The sequence below is a fragment of the Mesorhizobium sp. YL-MeA3-2017 genome, assembly GCF_030814575.1.
Taxonomy (GTDB): domain Bacteria; phylum Pseudomonadota; class Alphaproteobacteria; order Rhizobiales; family Rhizobiaceae; genus Mesorhizobium; species Mesorhizobium terrae.
Window position 1 is genome coordinate 1,693,487 of the sequence record NZ_JAUSVH010000001.1, and the last position, 17,186, is coordinate 1,710,672.

A 17,186-nucleotide genomic window follows, 5' to 3' on the forward strand; every position below is an offset into this window, starting at 1 on the left:
CATGATAGGAATTTATCGCCAGTGTTTGTTGAGGAGGCAACGGACATTCTCGGATCAGCGCAAATCCGCACGTCCTGGAAAGACGTGCCCATCGTAGCGGTGGAGGATGGCAAGCCCCTCGTCTCTCGCAACGACGTGCGCGAGTTGCTGTTTGAGCTGCTCGTTTCGGTCGTCAGGGCCCGTGAACCGGAGATCGCCGAAGTTTTGCTGGGTCGCGCGTCGCTCGATACGCTGCCCGGGGAACTCCGCATCCCGGCACTGCAGGCGACAGGCATCTGGTTTCAGCTGATCGCCATTTCCAACGAACTTCAGGCGATGCGCACCCGCCGCGAAACCGAACAGTCGGGAAATCCCGACGACGTGGTGGGCTCTTTTTCCAATGTCGTCGGCGAGATCGCTGCCGAGGGCTATTCCGCCGAAGCCGTGCAGGAGGCTCTGGACGGTCTGTGCGTCGGCCCGACCATGACCGCGCACCCGACCGAAGCCAAGCGGGTCACGGTCCTTCAAATCCATCGCCGCATCTATCGCAAACTGACGGAGATCGGGCAGCAGCGCTGGGCGCCGCGCGAGCACGATCTGCTCGTCTGCGATCTCAAGAGCGAGATCGAACTCTTGTGGATGACCGGCGAACTCAGGCTCGAGCGCCCGTCCGTCGAGCGGGAGATCGCCTGGGGCCTGCATTTCTTCCGGGAGGTTCTGTTCGAGACCACACCGCAGCTCTACGACCTCGTCGAGGGCGCCTTGAAGCGGCACTTCCCGGACTACGCGCTTGCCGTTCCGTCCTTCATGCGCTTTGCGTCCTGGATCGGCGGCGACCGCGATGGAAACCCGAACGTCACCGCGCAAACGACCGCCTATGCGCTGGCCGAAAACCGCAATGCGGCGATCAGGTGGTATCTTGGCCAGGTCCGCCGGTTGACGACCATGCTGAGCGTCAGCGCCAATGTCGTCGACATACCGGACGATTTCGCTCCCGCCCTGGCGGGCATTCTGCATGCAAGCGGATGCGCCGAGGCGATCGCCCAACGCAATGTCGACGAGCCGCTGCGCCAATTCACCGCCGCCATGCTGCGGCGTTTGGAGGCGATGCTGGGCAAGGGCAACGGCGTTCCCTACCCCAATGCAGAGGCCTTCCGGACCGATCTGGAATGCCTTTCCGATACGCTTTTGAAAATCGGTGGCAAGGTGATGGCACAGCGCCTTGTCCGGCCGCTGCTGCAACAAATCGAGAGTTTCGGCTTCCGCACCGTTGCTCTGGACATCCGGCAGAATTCGACGGTGGTGAACCGGACCCTTGCCGAACTGTTCACCGTCATCGACCCAAAAGCCGAACCGGTCACCGCGGTTTCGCCGCGCTGGTCCGGGCGCATCCGCGACGCCATCCGCAGAGGTGAGCGCCTCGACCCTAGCCTCGACCGCACCCGCCTGTCGGAAGAAACACGCGAGTTGCTCGCTTTGTTCGACGTGATCCGCGAGGCCTCCACCGACAAGAGCGGCGCGGTCGGCGCGTTCATCCTGTCGATGACGCAATCGGTCGACGACATCCTCGCCGTCTATCTGCTTGCGCAGTTCTGCGGTCTGGCTACGGCCCCGGATGGCAGCGGCACAATCAACCTGCGGATCGTGCCGCTGTTCGAGACGATCGCCGACCTGCGCGCGGCACCCGCGATCATCGACCAGCTTCTTGGGATTTCCGTCGTTCGCCGCTCGATCCGCGACTTCGGCAATCGCCAGGAAATCATGCTGGGCTATTCCGACTCCAACAAGGATGGCGGTTTCCTGGCGGCCAACTGGGAACTGAGCAAGGCGCAGAAGCAGCTCACGAAGCTCGGCAAGAAGAACAAGATCCGCATCTCCTTCTTCCACGGGCGCGGCGGCTCGGTCAGTCGTGGTGGCGCGCCGACCGGCAGGGCAATCGCCGCGCAACCGGCGGGCACGATCGACGGTTCCATGCGCGTCACGGAACAGGGCGAGGTCGTTTCCTCCAAATTCGCCAACCGGGGCACCGGCCTGCACCAGCTCGAAATTCTCGCCGCCAGCGTTTTCGCGCACAGCGTCAAATCGCCCAACGAGGCCGAGCTGAAGGACGTTCCGGAATTCGAGGAGGCTCTGGAGGCGCTCACCGGCATGTCGCTGGCTTCTTATGTCAGCCTCATCAACGAGCCCGGCTTCATCGACTATTTCAACCAGGCGAGCCCGGTCGAGGAATTGTCGCTGCTCAAGATCGGCTCGCGGCCGGCACGCCGTTTCGGCGCCCGCGACATCAGCGATCTGCGCGCCATTCCCTGGGTCTTCGCCTGGAGCCAGAACCGCCATCTTTTGACGGGCTGGTATGGCATCGGCAGCGCGATCAATTCCTTCATCGCCGTTCGTGGCGAGGCCGGCCGCGACCTGCTTCGCCAGATGTTCGAACGCTCCCGCTTCTTTCGCCTGATCATCGATGAGGTCGACAAGACGCTCTACCAGGCCGACCTCGAAGTAGGCCGGCTCTATTCCGGGCTCGTCGTCGAGCGCGAGACCGGCAGGCGCATCTTCGGAAAGATCGAAGCCGAATACGAACTCACCAGCCGTATGGTTCGCGAGATCGTCGGCAATACCGACTTTTCGACACGCTTCCCCGCTTTCAAGCGCAATTTCGACCGTTTGCGGCCGGAAATGGACAGCATCCACGCGCTCCAGGTGAAACTGTTGCGAGAAGTGCGCGATCAGGCCGCAAACGCTTCGGCGTCGCGGCGCCCGATCAACGCACTTCTGCTCTCGATCAATTGCATATCCTCCGGCCTCGGCTGGACAGGGTAGAGACGGGACAGGCGCCCAGCGCCGGAAAGGATTGGACGCATGAACATCCCCCAGCGACCGGGCCTCGGCAATCTCGGCCAGTTCTTTCGCGCTAGCGTCGCCACAACCGACCCGGCCGTCAGTGCAGCCATGGCGCGCGAACTGGGCAGGCAGCGCGACGAAATCGAGCTGATCGCTTCCGAGAACATCGTCTCGAAGGCGGTGCTAGAGGCCCAGGGTTCGGTTCTGACCAACAAATACGCCGAGGGCTATCCGGGTCGTCGTTATTATGGCGGTTGCCAATATGTCGACGAGGTCGAGGAACTGGCGCGCGAGCGGGCCCGGCAACTGTTCGGCTGCGCTTTCGCCAATGTGCAACCGCATTCCGGCAGCCAGGCCAACCAGTCGGTGTTCATGGCGCTGATGCAGCCGGGCGATACCTTCATGGGATTGAACCTCGCCGCCGGTGGTCACCTGACCCACGGCTCGCCTGTCAATCAGTCCGGCAAGTGGTTCAAGGTCGTTTCTTATGGCGTGCGTCCGCAGGACCAGCGCATCGACCTCGACGAGGTGCGCGACCTTGCCCGCCAGCATCGGCCGAAGGTGCTTCTGGCCGGTGGCTCGGCCTATCCGCGCTTCATCGACTTCAAGGCATTCCGCGAGATCGCCGACGAGGTCGGCGCCAAGCTGTTCGTCGACATGGCGCATTTCGCCGGTCTGGTCGCCGGCGGCGTCCACCCGAACCCGCTCGACCACGCGCATGTCGTGACCACCACCACCCACAAAACCTTGCGCGGCCCGCGCGGCGGCATGGTGCTCACCAACGACGAGGAGATCTCCAAGAAGGTCAATTCGGCGGTGTTCCCCGGCCTGCAGGGCGGACCGCTGATGCATGTCATCGCCGCCAAGGCGGTGGCCTTTGGCGAGGCGCTGGCACCGGAGTTCAAGACCTACGCCGCCAATGTCGTCGACAATGCCAAGGCGCTTGCGCAAACCCTGGCATCGGGTGGTGTCGATATCGTGTCGGGCGGTACCGATACGCATCTGATGCTGGTGGACCTGAGACGCAAGAACCTGACCGGCAAGGCCGTGGAAGCGGCACTCGGGCGCGCGCATATCACCTGCAATAAAAACGGCATTCCGTTCGACCCGCAGGGACCCGCCGTGACTTCCGGCGTCCGGCTGGGCACGCCGGCCTGCACCACGCGCGGTTTCCGTGCGGATGAATTCCGGCAGGTTGGACAACTGACCATGCGGGTGATCGACGGACTGGCCGCCAATGGCGAGGACGCCAACGGCAAAATCGAAGCGGAAGTGCGCGAGGAAGTTGAAGCCCTGGTGCGGCGATTCCCGATCTACGACTAATTTAGGTCGCGCTGGAGCCCACGTGAAGCCGATGACCGCTGTATGGAAAGTTCAGCATCCGGGTTGGGAGACCGATGTCACGCCCATGACGGAAGAGAAGAAGTTCAGGGTCCTGATCGCGGAACGCAACCCGCTCGTCGTTGCGGCGCTGGGCGACATGATCCGGCGTGATGACCGCTTCGATCTCGTCGGCGCCGTGCAGGGTGGCGAGGCGTTTCTCGCAGCGGTCTCTGGTGGAGAACCAGGTTTCGACCTCGCCGTTCTCGGCTGGAAACTATCGGACATGGACGGCAGCGGCGTTCTGGCGGAACTGCAAAAACGCAACCTGCACGCCCGCGTCGTCATCTTTTCCAATGACCACGACATCGCCATCCTCAAGCAATGCGTGCGCCTTGGCGTGCAAGGCTTCTGCTACCAGTTCGACGACCCGGCAATCCTGTTCGATACGCTGATCGCGGTCGCCCATGGCCGCATCTGCATCCCCTATGTTGACGTCTCGCGCATCAACGACACGCCATTGTCGCGGCTGACCCCACGGGAACGCGAACTGCTGGCTGTTCTGGCCGACGGCTGGACCAATTTGCAGATCGCCACGCGCACCGGAATTTCGGAAAACACGGTGAAATATCACCTGAAGAACCTTTACGACAAGCTGGATGTCCGCAATCGCGCCATGGCTGTCGCATTGTTCGCCAGCGAAAGGAATCGCGGCACCCATATCGGCTCGTAGCAGCCCCGGCGCCGCTTCACGCCCCCTCCGACTGAACTGTAAGCGCCACCCTTCGCAGTGCAATGGCGAAGTGGTGCGTCGCAACATGCGCTTTTCCTTGACAGTTTGTCGCAGTTTCTCAATATTCCCCTTGGGCAAATAGTTTTCTGCAAAATCAACAACAATGCCCCGCAGTCGCGCAGCCTCATGGAGGGGAAGATGGATGCGACATCAAGCCAGCATGCTGGTTCAACCACCTTTGACGAACGTATAGACAAGATGCATGGCCGCGACCGCATGGGTGCGGTCGCCTTTGTGGCGGCAACGTGGATCGCGATGCTGTTCACGCTGTTTACCGTCTGGCCATACATCACCGTGCCGGGGATCCGGGCGATCCTGGCGATAGCCGCAGCCCTTGTTCTTGCTCTGAACACCGCGGCCATCATCGCCATGCTGCGCCACTATGGCGACGACAAGCATTTCATCTACGGGCTCGACCTGAAGCATCTCGACGAGATGCGCAAGCGACGCGGCTGAGGAGAAAACGATGGCTTACAAACCTCCGAAACAGAGCCTGACTGGACAGGTTTTCGACGTCTTCATCCTTCTCCTGCTCACCGTCGGCGCACTCTATATCCCGCTCTATCTGGGCCTTGCGGGTGCTGCGAAGACGCCGCAGCCGATCGCCAACCCGACCTGGGAGGCGCTTGGCCAGAACGCCACCGAACAACAGCAATGGGCGGCGCTCGGCATTACCGACCCTGCAGCCGCCAGCGACATCGTCACCGCCCGCTTCGACTATTCCTTCAGCTGGGTGGCGCTGGCCGTCATGGCCGTTCTCGTCATCGGCTATTTCGTGATGGTCGTGCGGTTGTCGGACAGGGAATACCGCGAAGTCATCGAAGAACGCTTCGGCCCGAAACGATAGGAGCGCGCGATGGATACCTGGAACATTCTCGAATACGCCGCCTGGGCGCTGTCCGCACTGTTCGGCGCCTTGATGCTCATCGACCTGATCAGGGTCGATACCACCTATGACAACGATCTGCTGACCTCTTCGCGCGAAGGCGAGATCGAGGCCACGGCCGAACGTCACACGATCTGAGGGAAACGGCGATGGCAAACGTGACTTCAACCGCCGCGCCGGAGCGGCTCCAACTGCTGCGCGTGCTGGGTCCGGCCCATGTCTGGGCCCTGGGCGTCGGCATCGTTCTGGTCGGCGAATATATGGGCTGGAACTTCTCGGTCGGCAAAGGCGGCATGATCGCCGGCCTTGTCGCCTGCTGGGTGGCCGGCCTGCTTTATACCTGCGTGGCGATGATCGATTCCGAAGTAACCTCGACGGTCGCGGCCGCCGGTGGCCAGTACGCCCAGGCCAAGCATATCGTCGGGCCGTTGATGGCCTTCAATGTCGGTCTTTTCCTGGTCATGGCCTACACCATGCTGGAAGCCGCCAACGCCATCACCGTCGGCTTCCTGCTCGACACCGTGGCCGGCATGCAGGGTCATTCCGGCCTCAACCAGAAGCCCTTCATCATCCTCGCCGTGATGTTCCTGGCATGGCTGAATTATCGCGGCGTGCTGGCAACGCTGACATTCAACCTCGTCATCACCGCGATCGCCTTCGTGTCGATCATCGTGCTGTTCCTTTCGGTGCAGTTCGGCGCCTCGGCCGTCCCGCTGGATTTCTCGGCGATCACCAGCGATCCCCTGCCCTATGGCTGGGTCGGCATCGTCGCGGCCCTGCATTTCGGCCTCTGGTATTATCTCGGCATCGAGGGCACCTGCCAGGCGGCCGAGGAAGTGCGTTCGCCGGCGCGCTCGCTGCCCTACGGCACAATGGCCGGCATCATGACGCTGCTGATCGCGGCGACCCTGACCTGGTATGTCTGTTCTGGCTTGATCCCGTGGGAATATCTCGGCCAGTCCGGCACGCCGCTGTTCGATGCGGCGCGCGTCACCGGCTCGACCGGGCTGATGCTGCTCCTTTTCGTGGGCACAACCTTCGCCACGCTGGCCTCGGCCAATGGCTGCATCAACGATGCGTCCCGCGCCTGGTTCTCGATGGGACGCGACCGCTATCTGCCAAGCTGGTTCGGCGCCGTGCACCCCACCTACCGCACGCCGTACCGGTCGATCGTCTTCCTGGTCCCGATCGCGCTCATCTTCGCGCTCGGCGCCCCGCTCGATCAGGTGGTGACGTTCTCGATCCTGTCCGGCCTGCTGGGCTACACCTTCATGACCTTCAATATGGTGATGTTCCGCAAGAAGTGGCCGCTGGACACCATCAAGCGTGGCTATGTGCACCCGTTCCACCCAATACCGGCGCTGCTTCTGCTGGTGCTTTGCGCCACCGCCTATGTCGCGGTCTTCCTCGGTTACGGCACGCAGCTCATCGCCATGATGTGCTTCTACATCATCGCTTCGCTGTGGTTCCATTTCTGGCGCTATCGCTTCGTCAGGCGCGGTGATCAGTTCACCATGCCGTGGCCGCGGCCGAGCGGGTATTGAACCCATGACGCCGCGCGATCAGCTCAACCTTGCCGCGCGGCGTCGGATTAGAACATGATGGACAACCTCGCCCTTGTCCTGCTGGCAATAGCCGCTATCGCCGTGTTCATGGCGGTCGCGCAACGCGACCGCCTGAGACTCAACCGGCAGCGCAGCCGCCTTCTCGATGCCGCGGCTGGCCTCTTCGACAACAGCCGGCTTCGCGCCGCCCCTGACGGTTTTCCGATCCTCGACGGCAGCCTTTCCGACGGGCGACGGATCCGCATCGAATTGATTGCCGACACACTGGTCTGCCGGCGGCTGCCGCAACTCTGGCTGAAGCTGACGCTGGCCGAACACGAGCCTGTCGCCCGGCCATCGATCGGCGCGCTGTCGCGACCGACCGGCGCCGAATTCTATTCCATGGTGCATGATTTGCCCGAATGGCTGGCACCGCCCCAGACCGAGGCTTCCATTCTGCTGCGCGGCGACGGGACCGCCACGCCCACCGAGATCAAACAGGCTTCGTCGATCTTCCAGGCCCTGTTCCGCAACCCCACGGTCAAGGAAGCCGTCATCACGCCGCGCGGCGTGCGCCTGATCCGCCAGGTCGCCGAGGGTGATCGTGGCGCGCATCTCGTGCTGCGGCAGGTCCGTTTCCCGATCGAGCAGGTACCGGCCGATCTGATCCGCACGGCCATTGCGGAAGCCCAATTGCTGTCGGAGACGCTGGCAGGTGACCGCACCGGAACCATGCAAGCCAGTGCGTTGGCGCCCATCGAGGCATGAGAATGAAAAAAACGATCAACCCTTATCTCGTCCTGGCGCTGGCAATCGTCTTGCCGGGCGCCGGCCACGTCGCCATCCGCGAAGCACCGCGCGGATTGGTCTTCGCCTTCTTCGTGCTGTTCTTTTCCGTGCTCACCTACGTGACGACGACACCAGACCAATCCTTCATCGGTCGTCATGCCGGCGGGCTGTTCGTCTGGGCGCTGTCGATCCCGGATGCCTACCGCCGGGCGCGCATGAAATATACGACAGCCAATCGGATAGCCGGGGCATCCGGCAGTCGATAGAGCCGACCAAATTATCCATCAAAAAAGCCCGCCGCGCTGCGCGACAGGCTTTTTCCAATCTGGGGTGCTTATCCAAGCGGGTTCGGGTTTCGACCGACTGCCTTCACTCAGCAGCAACGGACGAAGCGGTGCGCAGATACGATTCGAGTGAATCGTCGAGAGCATCCTTCCACGGCGTGTGATGCGCCGGCGCCATCGTGCCGGTGATGACCGAACGGTAGGAATGGTTGCGGAACTCCATGATGCCCTTCTTCTTGTGTTCCTTCCACTCGAAGAAGGCCTCGTTGGCGCCGTCCACATCGAAGCTCGGATAGTCGGTTTCGGCGATCAGTTCCTTGACGTAGTCGCCCTGATATTCGATCGCGTCGTGAGCATCCTTGCCGGCATCCTCGCGCACTACCCGGTCCGCGACGTCGGCGATCATCTCCTGCTTGCCGGACGGCAACTCGATGCGGCCGAGGATCACGTCACGTGTCCACCAGGCCTGCGCGTCGAACATGTTGAAGGTGAACCACTGGTCCTGCATGCCGAGATAAAACAGCGCCGGATTGTGGACATAAGCGACCCCCTTGTAGAGATCGGCGGTCGCCAGCCGGTTGGCGGTCCTCAGGCGCAGATCGTCGGGCAGGAACGGGAAGTGGTGCTTGTAGCCGGTGCACAGGATGATCGCGTCGACGCGTTTCGTCGACCCGTCCTTGAAGGTGACCGTATTGATGTCGACCTTTTCCAGCAGCGGCTTCTCCTCCCAGTTGTCTGGCCAGTTGAAGCCCATCGGCGCGGTGCGGTAGCAGTTGGTGACCGACTTGGCGCCGTATTTCCAGCACTGCGAGCCGATATCCTCGGCCGAATAGCTGGTGCCGACGATCAGGATGTCCTTGCCGGTGAATTCGCGGGCGTCGCGGAAGTCGTGGGCATGAAGGATGCGGCCGTTGAAGCGGTCGAAGCCGGGGAATTCAGGCACGTTCGGGGTCGAGAAATGGCCCGAGGCGACGATGACGTTGTCGAATTCCTCGGAGTAGCAATGATCTTTCGGCAGATCCTGCACGGTGACGGTGAACTTCCTGGTCTGTTCGTTCCAGGTGACCATGCGCACGACCGTCTCGAAGCGGATCCATTTGCGAACGCCGGCCTTCTTCACCCGGCCCTCGATATAGTCGAAGAGCACGGCGCGCGGCGGATAGGAGGCAATCTGCTTGCCGAAATGCTCCTCGAAGGAATAGTCGGCGAACTCCAGGCCCTCCTTGGGACCGTTCGACCAGAGGTAGCGGTACATCGAACCATGGACCGGTTCGCCATACTGGTCGAGACCGGTGCGCCAGGTGTAGTTCCACAGGCCGCCCCAATTGGCTTGCTTCTCGAAGCAGACAATTTCGGGAATGTCGGCGCCTTTCTCCGCGGCGGATTGAAATGCCCTCAGCTGTGCGAGGCCCGACGGGCCAGCTCCAATCACGGCGACGCGCGCTTTCATACGGAAATACCTCCCAGTTGATTTCCATAGCGAAAAAAATTTCACTGTGATGATAATAACGGCATTTTGCCGCTGTCAATAAGCTTTGCGTCCAAACTGTCATCAAGCCTTGCGGAACCTGGCTTCGGTGCCCGAAACTGGACGAAAGAACGAGGATCTGAATCCGCCGCCCCGCCTGCAATGCCGAAACGAACGCTTGCGCGGCAGGGTGAATTGAGTATTCTCTACATTGAAATTATTTTACACACGGGCAAATTCGTGTGAGGTGGTCATGCAGCAGACAGCCTATCCCACCGTGGTCGCCGGCCCCCCTCGGCCGAGCCTCATTCTGCGACCGGGCCTGCTATTGCCGGGCACCGAGCGCTATCATGTGCCCGGTGGTGGCGCCATCGTCATCGACATCGAAGCCGGCGACAGGATCACCGTCCGCAATTCCGAAGGTGGCCAGGCCAGCGAGTTGCTAGCTTTCGACCAATCGGGCCGCAGCGACCCTGGTATCATTGGAGCCAAGACGAACAGCAACGCCGCCGGCCTCAAGGCGCTGCTGCTTGGTGGCGACGACAGCCTGCGCGCCCTGCGCGTAGGGCTGGAACGCCGGAAGCTGCAACTGGCCAAGGCCGACGCCTTGCGCATCTTCTCCGGCACCACGCCAGCCGGAACCGAGGAGAACTTCACGGCAACGCGCTCCGGCTCGCTTGTCGTGGCGGCGCCCGGAGGCCCGATGGCGGTGGACGGCCACGACACCGCGACGCCGCTGGTGGTGATGGTGCGCCGCGCGGCACTTCGCGCCAGGGGTAAATCGGACCTGCCCGATCCCCTCGCCGACCCGGTGCTCGATCTCAGGGTGAAGTCGCGCACTGCGGAATCCTATTTCGTCAAGGCGGGCGACTACATCCAGATCATCGATGTAGACGGCCGCCAATGCACCGACTTCCAGTGCTTTTCGGCGCGCAAGCTGGACAAGGGCCGCGACCTTGCGCTCGACGTCACCGCCACCCGGTCCTTGATGGGCCACGCCTATCCGATGCCTGGCCTGCATTCGAAATATTACGACCAGGATTTCGAGCCGCTGGTCGAGGTCGTGCAGGACACCTGCGGTCGCCACGACGCCTTCGCGCTTGCCTGCTATGCCAAATACTACGACGACATCGGCTATCCGGGCCACATCAACTGCTCGGAGAACTTCAATGGCGCGCTGACCCCGCACGGTGTCACCGCTCGCGGCGGCTGGATGGCGGTCAACTTCTTCTTCAACACCGGCATCGATGCGCATGGCGTCATGTTCTCGGACGAGCCGTGGTCGCGGCCCGGCGACTATGTGCTGCTGCGGGCTCTCACCGACATCGTCTGCGTGTCGTCGGCCTGCCCGGACGACACCACGCCGGCCAATGGCTGGAACCTCACCGACATCCACGTCCGGACCTATTCCGGACAGCACAAATTCTCCCGTGCGATCGCCAGAAGAATGACCCCGGACGCAGAGCCAAAGATGACCCGCGAAACCGCCTTCCATTCCAGCTTCGCCAAACACACCCGCAACTTCATCGAATATAAGGGCTATTGGCTCGCCAACGCCTTCGCCAAGGAAGGGCCGCTGCAGGAATATTGGGCCTGCCGCGAAAAGGCGGTGGTGATGGACCTTTCGGCTCTGCGCAAATTCGAAGTCACCGGCCCGGATGCCGAAGCGCTGCTGCAATACACGCTTACCCGTGACGTCAAGAAACTCGGCATCGGCCAGGTCGTCTACACGGCCATGTGTTACGAGCACGGCGGCATGATCGACGACGGCACCTTGCTGAGGCTCGGCAAGGATAATTTCCGCTGGATCGGCGGCGATGAGTACTCAGGCCAGTGGCTGCGCGAGAAAGCCGAGGAGCTTGGCCTGAAGGTGCTGGTACGGTCCTCGACCGACCAGATGCACAACATCGCCGTCCAGGGCCCGAAAAGCCGCGATATCCTGAAGGAGATTATCTGGACACCGCCGCACCAGCCGGCGCTCGCCGAGGTCGACTGGTTCCGTTTCACCATCGGCCGCATCGGCGATGCGCAAGGCGTGCCGATCGTCGTCTCGCGCACGGGTTATACCGGCGAGCTCGGTTATGAAATCTGGTGCCATCCGCGCGACGCTGAAAAGGTCTTCGACGCGGTCTGGGAGGCAGGCAAGCCGCACGGTCTTGTGCCGATGGGCATGGCGGGCCTCGACATGGTGCGCATCGAGGCGGGCCTGATCTTCGCCGGCTACGAGTTTTCCGACCAGACCGACCCGTTCGAGGCCGGCATCGGTTTCACCGTGCCGCTCAAGTCCAAGACCGACGACTTCATCGGCCGCGAGGCACTGATCAGACGCAAGGATAATCCGACCCACAAGCTCGTCGGCCTGGAAATCGACGGCAATGTCGATGTCGGCCATGGCGACTGCGTCCATATCGGCCGCGCCCAGATCGGCGTGGTCACCTCATCCATGCGCTCGCCGATCCTTGGCAAGAACATTGCGCTGGCAAGGCTCGACGTCACCCATGCCGAGGTTGGTACTGAAGTCGAGGTCGGCAAGCTCGACGGTCATCAAAAGCGCCTCCCTGCCCGTGTCGTTCCCTTTGCTCACTACGACCCGCAGAAAACCAGGCCGCGTTCTTGAGCCGTCTTACGGGCGGGTCGCTTGTCTCCCTGAGCGATCCGCCCCTTTTTCTTCTGGCGCCTCTTCGCACCGGCAGCGACAGAATTGGCCACATCGCCACCGGCACCGCTTTGAGCGCGCGAATGTGGACGAAAGGCTGACAATTTCGCGCGATTCACGCCTTGCCTGATATTTCCTTGTGTGCAAATATCTTTCCCAAGATGCAAAGGCGAGACTGTGCCGTCGACGCGTCGCGAAAGCTCACTCGAGACGATGAGGCAGCCGTGTCGAAAGTTTTGCATGATCTTCACCAGGGCCATGCCCCGATCACCCTTCATCAGGCCTTTCACGATGCCCTCGACGCACTCGAAACCGAGAGTGGGTCGAACGAGCCTTCCGTTTTCGTCGAAGGCTGCGCGGTTCCGGTAACCGCCGTCTTCGGCGCCATGCTGGAATGCACTGACCTGATACCGTTTCGCATCCGCGAATCCATCAATGCCCTGCTGGCCGCGGCGCATGAGAGCAACCTCGTCGACAGCGGCGACATCTATGCACGCGGCGCCCGGCTGATGTTGTCCCATTGCCGCAAGGCGTTCGGACCTGTCCCTTCGCCCGCCGGTCTCGACACCGCCTGTACGCGAACCTCCCCTTCCCGGCTTTCGTCGCATTGAGCGGGATCACTCCGACAGCAAGGACCGTCTCATGAACAAGATCATCGACGGCAAGGCCGTCGCCGAGGCGCTGGTAGCCGAGATCAGGGATGCCACCGAGCAATTGGTGGCACGGACCGGCACCCAGCCCGGCATCGCGGTTGTCATCGTCGGCGAGGATCCCGCCAGTCAGGTCTATGTTTCGTCCAAGGGCAAGAAGGCGAAGGAATGCGGTTTCCATTCCATCCAGCACACCTTGCCCGGGGACACGTCCGAGGACGAGCTCGTCGGGCTGATCGAACGCCTCAATGCCGACAACGCCATCCACGGCATCCTCGTGCAATTGCCGTTGCCGAAGCAGATCGATGCCGGCCGCATCATCCAGACCATCTCGCCGGACAAGGATGTCGACGGCTTCCACTTCGTCAATGTCGGCAAGCTCGGCGCCGGCGAACTCGACACCGCCTTCGTGCCCTGCACGCCCGCGGGCTCCATGTTGCTCATCGAGCGCACGCTGGGGCCCGATCTGTCCGGCCTCAACGCGGTCGTCGTTGGCCGTTCCAACATCGTCGGCAAGCCGATGGCCAATCTGTTGCTGGCCGCCAACGCCACCGTCACCGTCGCCCATTCGAGGACGAAAAACCTGCCCGAGCTCTGCCGCACCGCCGACATCCTCGTCGCCGCCGTCGGCCGACCGGAGATGATCAAAGGCGACTGGGTCAAGCCCGGCGCCGTCGTCATCGATGTCGGCATCAACCGGCTGCCTCCTGGCGACAACGGCAAGGCACGGCTGGTCGGCGACGTCGCCTATGACGAGGCGTTGCCCGCCGCCGGCGCGATCACACCTGTCCCCGGGGGCGTCGGCCCGATGACGATCGCGCTTCTGATGTCGAACACGCTGGCATCCGCCACGCGCGCCACCGGGCAACAAAGCTGAAGCGAAGCCAGTTCAAGAGACAAACCTGGAACGAACGAGACAAGGGAGGAGAACCCCATGGCCGAATTTAAGAGCGACATCGAGATAGCGCGCGGCGCGAAGAAGCAGGCGATCCAGGCGATCGGTGCCAAGATCGGCATACCGTCTGAGCATTTGCTGCCCTATGGCCACGACAAGGCGAAGGTGTCGGCCGAGTTCATCAAGTCGGTCAAAGGCAACAAGGACGGCAAGCTGATCCTGGTCACCGCCATCAACCCGACACCGGCCGGCGAAGGCAAGACGACGACGACGGTGGGGCTCGGCGATGGCCTGAACCGCATCGGCAAGAAGGCGGTGGTGTGCATCCGCGAGGCCTCGCTCGGTCCGAACTTCGGCGTCAAGGGCGGCGCCGCCGGCGGCGGTTATGCCCAGGTCGTGCCGATGGAAGACATGAACCTGCACTTCACCGGCGACTTCCACGCCATCACCACCGCCCACAACCTTCTGTCGGCGCTGATCGACAACCACATCTACTGGGGCAACGAGCTCGGCATCGACATCCGCCGCGTCGCCTGGCGCCGTGTCATGGACATGAACGACCGCGCGCTGCGCCAGATCATCGTCTCGCTCGGCGGTGTCGCCAACGGTTTCCCGCGCGAGGCCGGCTTCGACATCACCGTCGCCTCCGAAGTCATGGCGATCCTGTGCCTTTCCACCGACTTGAAGGATCTCGAAAAGCGCCTCGGCGACATCATCGTCGCCTATCGCCGCGACAAGACCCCGGTCTATGCCCGTGACCTGAAGGCCGACGGCGCCATGGCGGTACTGCTGAAGGATGCCATCCAGCCGAACCTGGTGCAGACGCTGGAGAACAATCCGGCCTTCGTCCATGGCGGCCCGTTCGCCAACATCGCCCATGGCTGCAATTCGGTGGTCGCCACCACCACGGCGCTCAAGCTTGCCGATTATGTCGTCACCGAGGCCGGTTTCGGTGCTGATCTCGGCGCCGAAAAGTTCTTCGACATCAAATGCCGCAAGGCGGGCTTGAAGCCGGCTGCCGCCGTCATCGTCGCCACCGTGCGCGCCATGAAGATGAATGGCGGGGTGAAGAAGGAAGACCTCGGTGCCGAGAACGTCGAGGCAGTGAAGAAGGGCTGCGCCAATCTCGGCCGCCACATCGAGAACGTGCGCCAGTTCGGCGTGCCGGCGGTCGTCGCCATCAACCACTTCCATTCCGACACCGATGCCGAGATCCAGGCGATGAAGGACTATGTCGCCAAGATGGGCGAGGAGGCGATCCTGTGCCAGCATTGGGCCAAGGGCTCGGCCGGCATCGAGGAGCTGGCCCACAAGGTGGTCAGCCTCGCCGAAAGCGGTGCCTCGCAGTTCTCGCCGCTCTATCCCGACGACATGCCGCTGTTCGAGAAGGTCAACACCATCGTCAAGCGCATCTATCGCGGCGACGAGGCGATCGCCGACAAGTCGATCCGCGACCAGCTGCACCAGTGGGAACAGGCCGGCTACGGCCACCTGCCGGTGTGCATGGCCAAGACGCAATATTCCTTCTCGACCGACCCGAACCTGCGCGGCGCGCCGACCGGCCACACCGTGCCGGTGCGCGAGGTGCGGCTTGCCGCCGGCGCCGGCTTCGTCGTCATCATCTGCGGCGAGGTCATGACCATGCCCGGCCTGCCCTCCAAGCCATCGTCGGAGAAGATCTTCCTCAACGACCAGGGCCAGATCGAGGGACTGTTCTAGGCGCAAAGGGCAATCGGCAGTCGGCAGTCGGAACATCAGTTCACCCGACTGCCGACTGCCTACTCCCGACTGCCCTGTTCAACCCGCCGCAAAACAGATGACGCCCCCCGGAAAAGTCTCGCTCTACGAAGCCGTCGGCAAGGATGATGGCTTGAGCCGGCTCGTGCGGGCTTTCTACGACATCATCGAGCAGGCCCCGGAAGCGCAGGAGTTGCACCTTTTGCATCGCCGAGGCCACGGCATCGCGCATTCCCGCATCGAACAGTTCGATTATCTTTCAGGCTTTCTCGGCGGTCCCCAGCACTATGTGCAAAGGCACGGCCATTCGCGGCTGCGCGCGATTCACGACCATGTTCCGATCGGTCCGGAGATGCGTGACCTGTGGCTGAAATGCATGATTAAAGCCGTGGCGGTGGCCGGCATCACCGACCCGACCGCCAGCCTGCTGATGCAGCATTTGACGCGGGCAGCCGAAATCGCCCGCAATCAGGACTAGCTACCCGGAAATCGCGGCCCGCGCCTGCTCTTCCAGCCAGACCACCATCTTGCGATAGGGCACCGGGCCGTGGCTGACGCGGGCGACGCCGAGCTCCGCCAGCTTCTGGCGCGGCGGCACATGCGCCAGCGCGATGATGTTGACCGGCAGTGCAACGGCCTTGCACAATTTCTCGATCAGCGCCGGATCGCCCAGTCCCGGTGCGAAGAAGCCATGCGCACCAGCCTTCTCATAGGCAGCCGCGCGGGCGATTGCCTGCTCGACCAGCGCCTCGCTGTGTTCTTCCGGCTTTGCTTTCAGGAAAATGTCGGTGCGAGCATTGATGAAGGCCGGGACACCGCTCGCCTTGACCGCATCGGCCGCCGCCCTGACGCGCTCGACCTGGGTAGCGATCTCATAAAGACCGCCGCCGCCCACGATCTGATCCTCGAAATTGAAGCCGACCGCTCCGGCCTCGATCGCTTGCCTCACCGTACTCGCAACCGTCGCCGGAGCCGGACCGTAGCCGCCTTCCAGATCCATCGTCGCCGGCAATTCCACCGAGGCGGTGATGCGGCGGAAATTATCCAACGCCAGCGCCAGCGGAATCTTCTCGCCATCGGCGAAGCCGAAGGCCGCAGCCACTGGCCAGCTGCCGGTCGCCAGCGCTTTCGCGCCAGCCTTGACGACCGCCTGGGCGCTGCCGGGGTCCCAGACGTTGAAAAGCACCACCGGGTCGCCCTTGACATGAAGGGCGTGGAAAGCGCGCGCGCGTTCGATCTGATCGCTCATGGAATTGCCTTATGCCGGGATAACAGACCGGGCGAACCTATCGCGCACCCGGCCGTCACGCCATGGCACAGATCGGCGTGGCGACGCGTCCAACC

The 17,186-nt window shown here is 62.6% G+C and carries 16 protein-coding genes; 13 read left to right on the forward strand and 3 right to left on the reverse strand.

Annotation, left to right across the window (positions count from 1 at the left end; all coding sequences use genetic code 11):
* Nucleotides 1-21 precede the first annotated feature (21 nt).
* From QFZ88_RS07930 to QFZ88_RS07970, 9 genes are all read left to right on the forward strand, one after another.
* Entirely contained in the window at nt 22-2,799 is a 2,778-nt protein-coding gene (locus QFZ88_RS07930) for a phosphoenolpyruvate carboxylase (RefSeq protein WP_245317408.1), read from the forward strand.
* Between the two features lie 39 nt (nt 2,800-2,838).
* A complete protein-coding gene (gene glyA, locus QFZ88_RS07935; RefSeq protein WP_024925703.1) occupies nt 2,839-4,143 on the forward strand; it encodes a serine hydroxymethyltransferase in 1,305 nt (434 codons plus the stop codon).
* 85 nt (nt 4,144-4,228) lie between these two features.
* Nucleotides 4,229-4,873: a LuxR C-terminal-related transcriptional regulator gene (locus tag QFZ88_RS07940; protein ID WP_024925704.1), complete on the forward strand. Its 645-nt coding sequence runs from the start codon at nt 4,229-4,231 to the stop codon at nt 4,871-4,873.
* A gap of 198 nt (nt 4,874-5,071) precedes the next feature.
* A complete protein-coding gene (locus tag QFZ88_RS07945; protein ID WP_024925705.1) occupies nt 5,072-5,389 on the forward strand; it encodes a hypothetical protein in 318 nt (105 codons plus the stop codon).
* Between the two features lie 10 nt (nt 5,390-5,399).
* Entirely contained in the window at nt 5,400-5,780 is a 381-nt protein-coding gene (locus QFZ88_RS07950; protein ID WP_024925706.1) for a hypothetical protein, read from the forward strand.
* A 9-nt stretch (nt 5,781-5,789) separates the two neighbouring features.
* Nucleotides 5,790-5,957: a hypothetical protein gene (locus QFZ88_RS07955; RefSeq protein WP_024925707.1), complete on the forward strand. Its 168-nt coding sequence runs from the start codon at nt 5,790-5,792 to the stop codon at nt 5,955-5,957.
* Between the two features lie 11 nt (nt 5,958-5,968).
* The gene (locus QFZ88_RS07960) at nt 5,969-7,363 is read left to right on the forward strand and encodes an APC family permease (protein ID WP_024925708.1); all 1,395 of its coding nucleotides are present in this window, start codon (nt 5,969-5,971) and stop codon (nt 7,361-7,363) included.
* A gap of 54 nt (nt 7,364-7,417) precedes the next feature.
* Nucleotides 7,418-8,131, forward strand: a complete 714-nt coding sequence (locus QFZ88_RS07965; protein ID WP_024925709.1) for a hypothetical protein — start codon at nt 7,418-7,420, stop codon at nt 8,129-8,131.
* 2 nt (nt 8,132-8,133) lie between these two features.
* On the forward strand, nt 8,134-8,418 hold the full coding sequence (locus QFZ88_RS07970) for a hypothetical protein (protein ID WP_024925710.1): 285 nt from the start codon (nt 8,134-8,136) through the stop codon (nt 8,416-8,418).
* Between the two features lie 103 nt (nt 8,419-8,521).
* On the opposite strand, the gene QFZ88_RS07975 is transcribed toward QFZ88_RS07970, so the two are convergent.
* On the reverse strand, nt 8,522-9,886 hold the full coding sequence (locus QFZ88_RS07975; protein WP_024925711.1) for an NAD(P)-binding domain-containing protein: 1,365 nt from the start codon (nt 9,884-9,886) through the stop codon (nt 8,522-8,524).
* Nucleotides 9,887-10,157: 271 nt separating this feature from the next.
* Between QFZ88_RS07975 and QFZ88_RS07980 the strand changes: the two genes are divergently transcribed.
* A complete protein-coding gene (locus tag QFZ88_RS07980; protein ID WP_024925712.1) occupies nt 10,158-12,521 on the forward strand; it encodes a DUF1989 domain-containing protein in 2,364 nt (787 codons plus the stop codon).
* On the opposite strand, the gene QFZ88_RS07985 is transcribed toward QFZ88_RS07980, so the two are convergent.
* Entirely contained in the window at nt 12,488-13,018 is a 531-nt protein-coding gene (locus QFZ88_RS07985; protein WP_139116426.1) for a hypothetical protein, read from the reverse strand. The two genes, QFZ88_RS07980 and QFZ88_RS07985, sit on opposite strands and share 34 nt — an antisense overlap.
* A gap of 184 nt (nt 13,019-13,202) precedes the next feature.
* Here QFZ88_RS07985 and folD point away from each other — a divergent pair, with 184 nt between their 5' ends.
* The 3 genes from folD to QFZ88_RS08000 all read left to right on the forward strand — a co-directional run bounded on the left by folD (nt 13,203) and on the right by QFZ88_RS08000 (nt 16,320).
* Nucleotides 13,203-14,087, forward strand: a complete 885-nt coding sequence (gene folD / locus QFZ88_RS07990; protein WP_024925714.1) for a bifunctional methylenetetrahydrofolate dehydrogenase/methenyltetrahydrofolate cyclohydrolase FolD — start codon at nt 13,203-13,205, stop codon at nt 14,085-14,087.
* A gap of 57 nt (nt 14,088-14,144) precedes the next feature.
* Complete coding sequence (locus tag QFZ88_RS07995; protein ID WP_024925715.1) at nt 14,145-15,824, forward strand: formate--tetrahydrofolate ligase; 1,680 nt, start codon at nt 14,145-14,147, stop codon at nt 15,822-15,824.
* A gap of 97 nt (nt 15,825-15,921) precedes the next feature.
* Nucleotides 15,922-16,320: a group II truncated hemoglobin gene (locus QFZ88_RS08000; RefSeq protein WP_024925716.1), complete on the forward strand. Its 399-nt coding sequence runs from the start codon at nt 15,922-15,924 to the stop codon at nt 16,318-16,320.
* On the opposite strand, the gene QFZ88_RS08005 is transcribed toward QFZ88_RS08000, so the two are convergent.
* Nucleotides 16,321-17,091 carry an isocitrate lyase/PEP mutase family protein gene (locus QFZ88_RS08005; RefSeq protein ID WP_024925717.1) on the reverse strand — a complete coding sequence of 257 codons (771 nt, stop codon included), beginning with the start codon at nt 17,089-17,091 and terminating at the stop codon, nt 16,321-16,323. It lies immediately after the preceding gene.
* Nucleotides 17,092-17,186 lie beyond the last annotated feature (95 nt).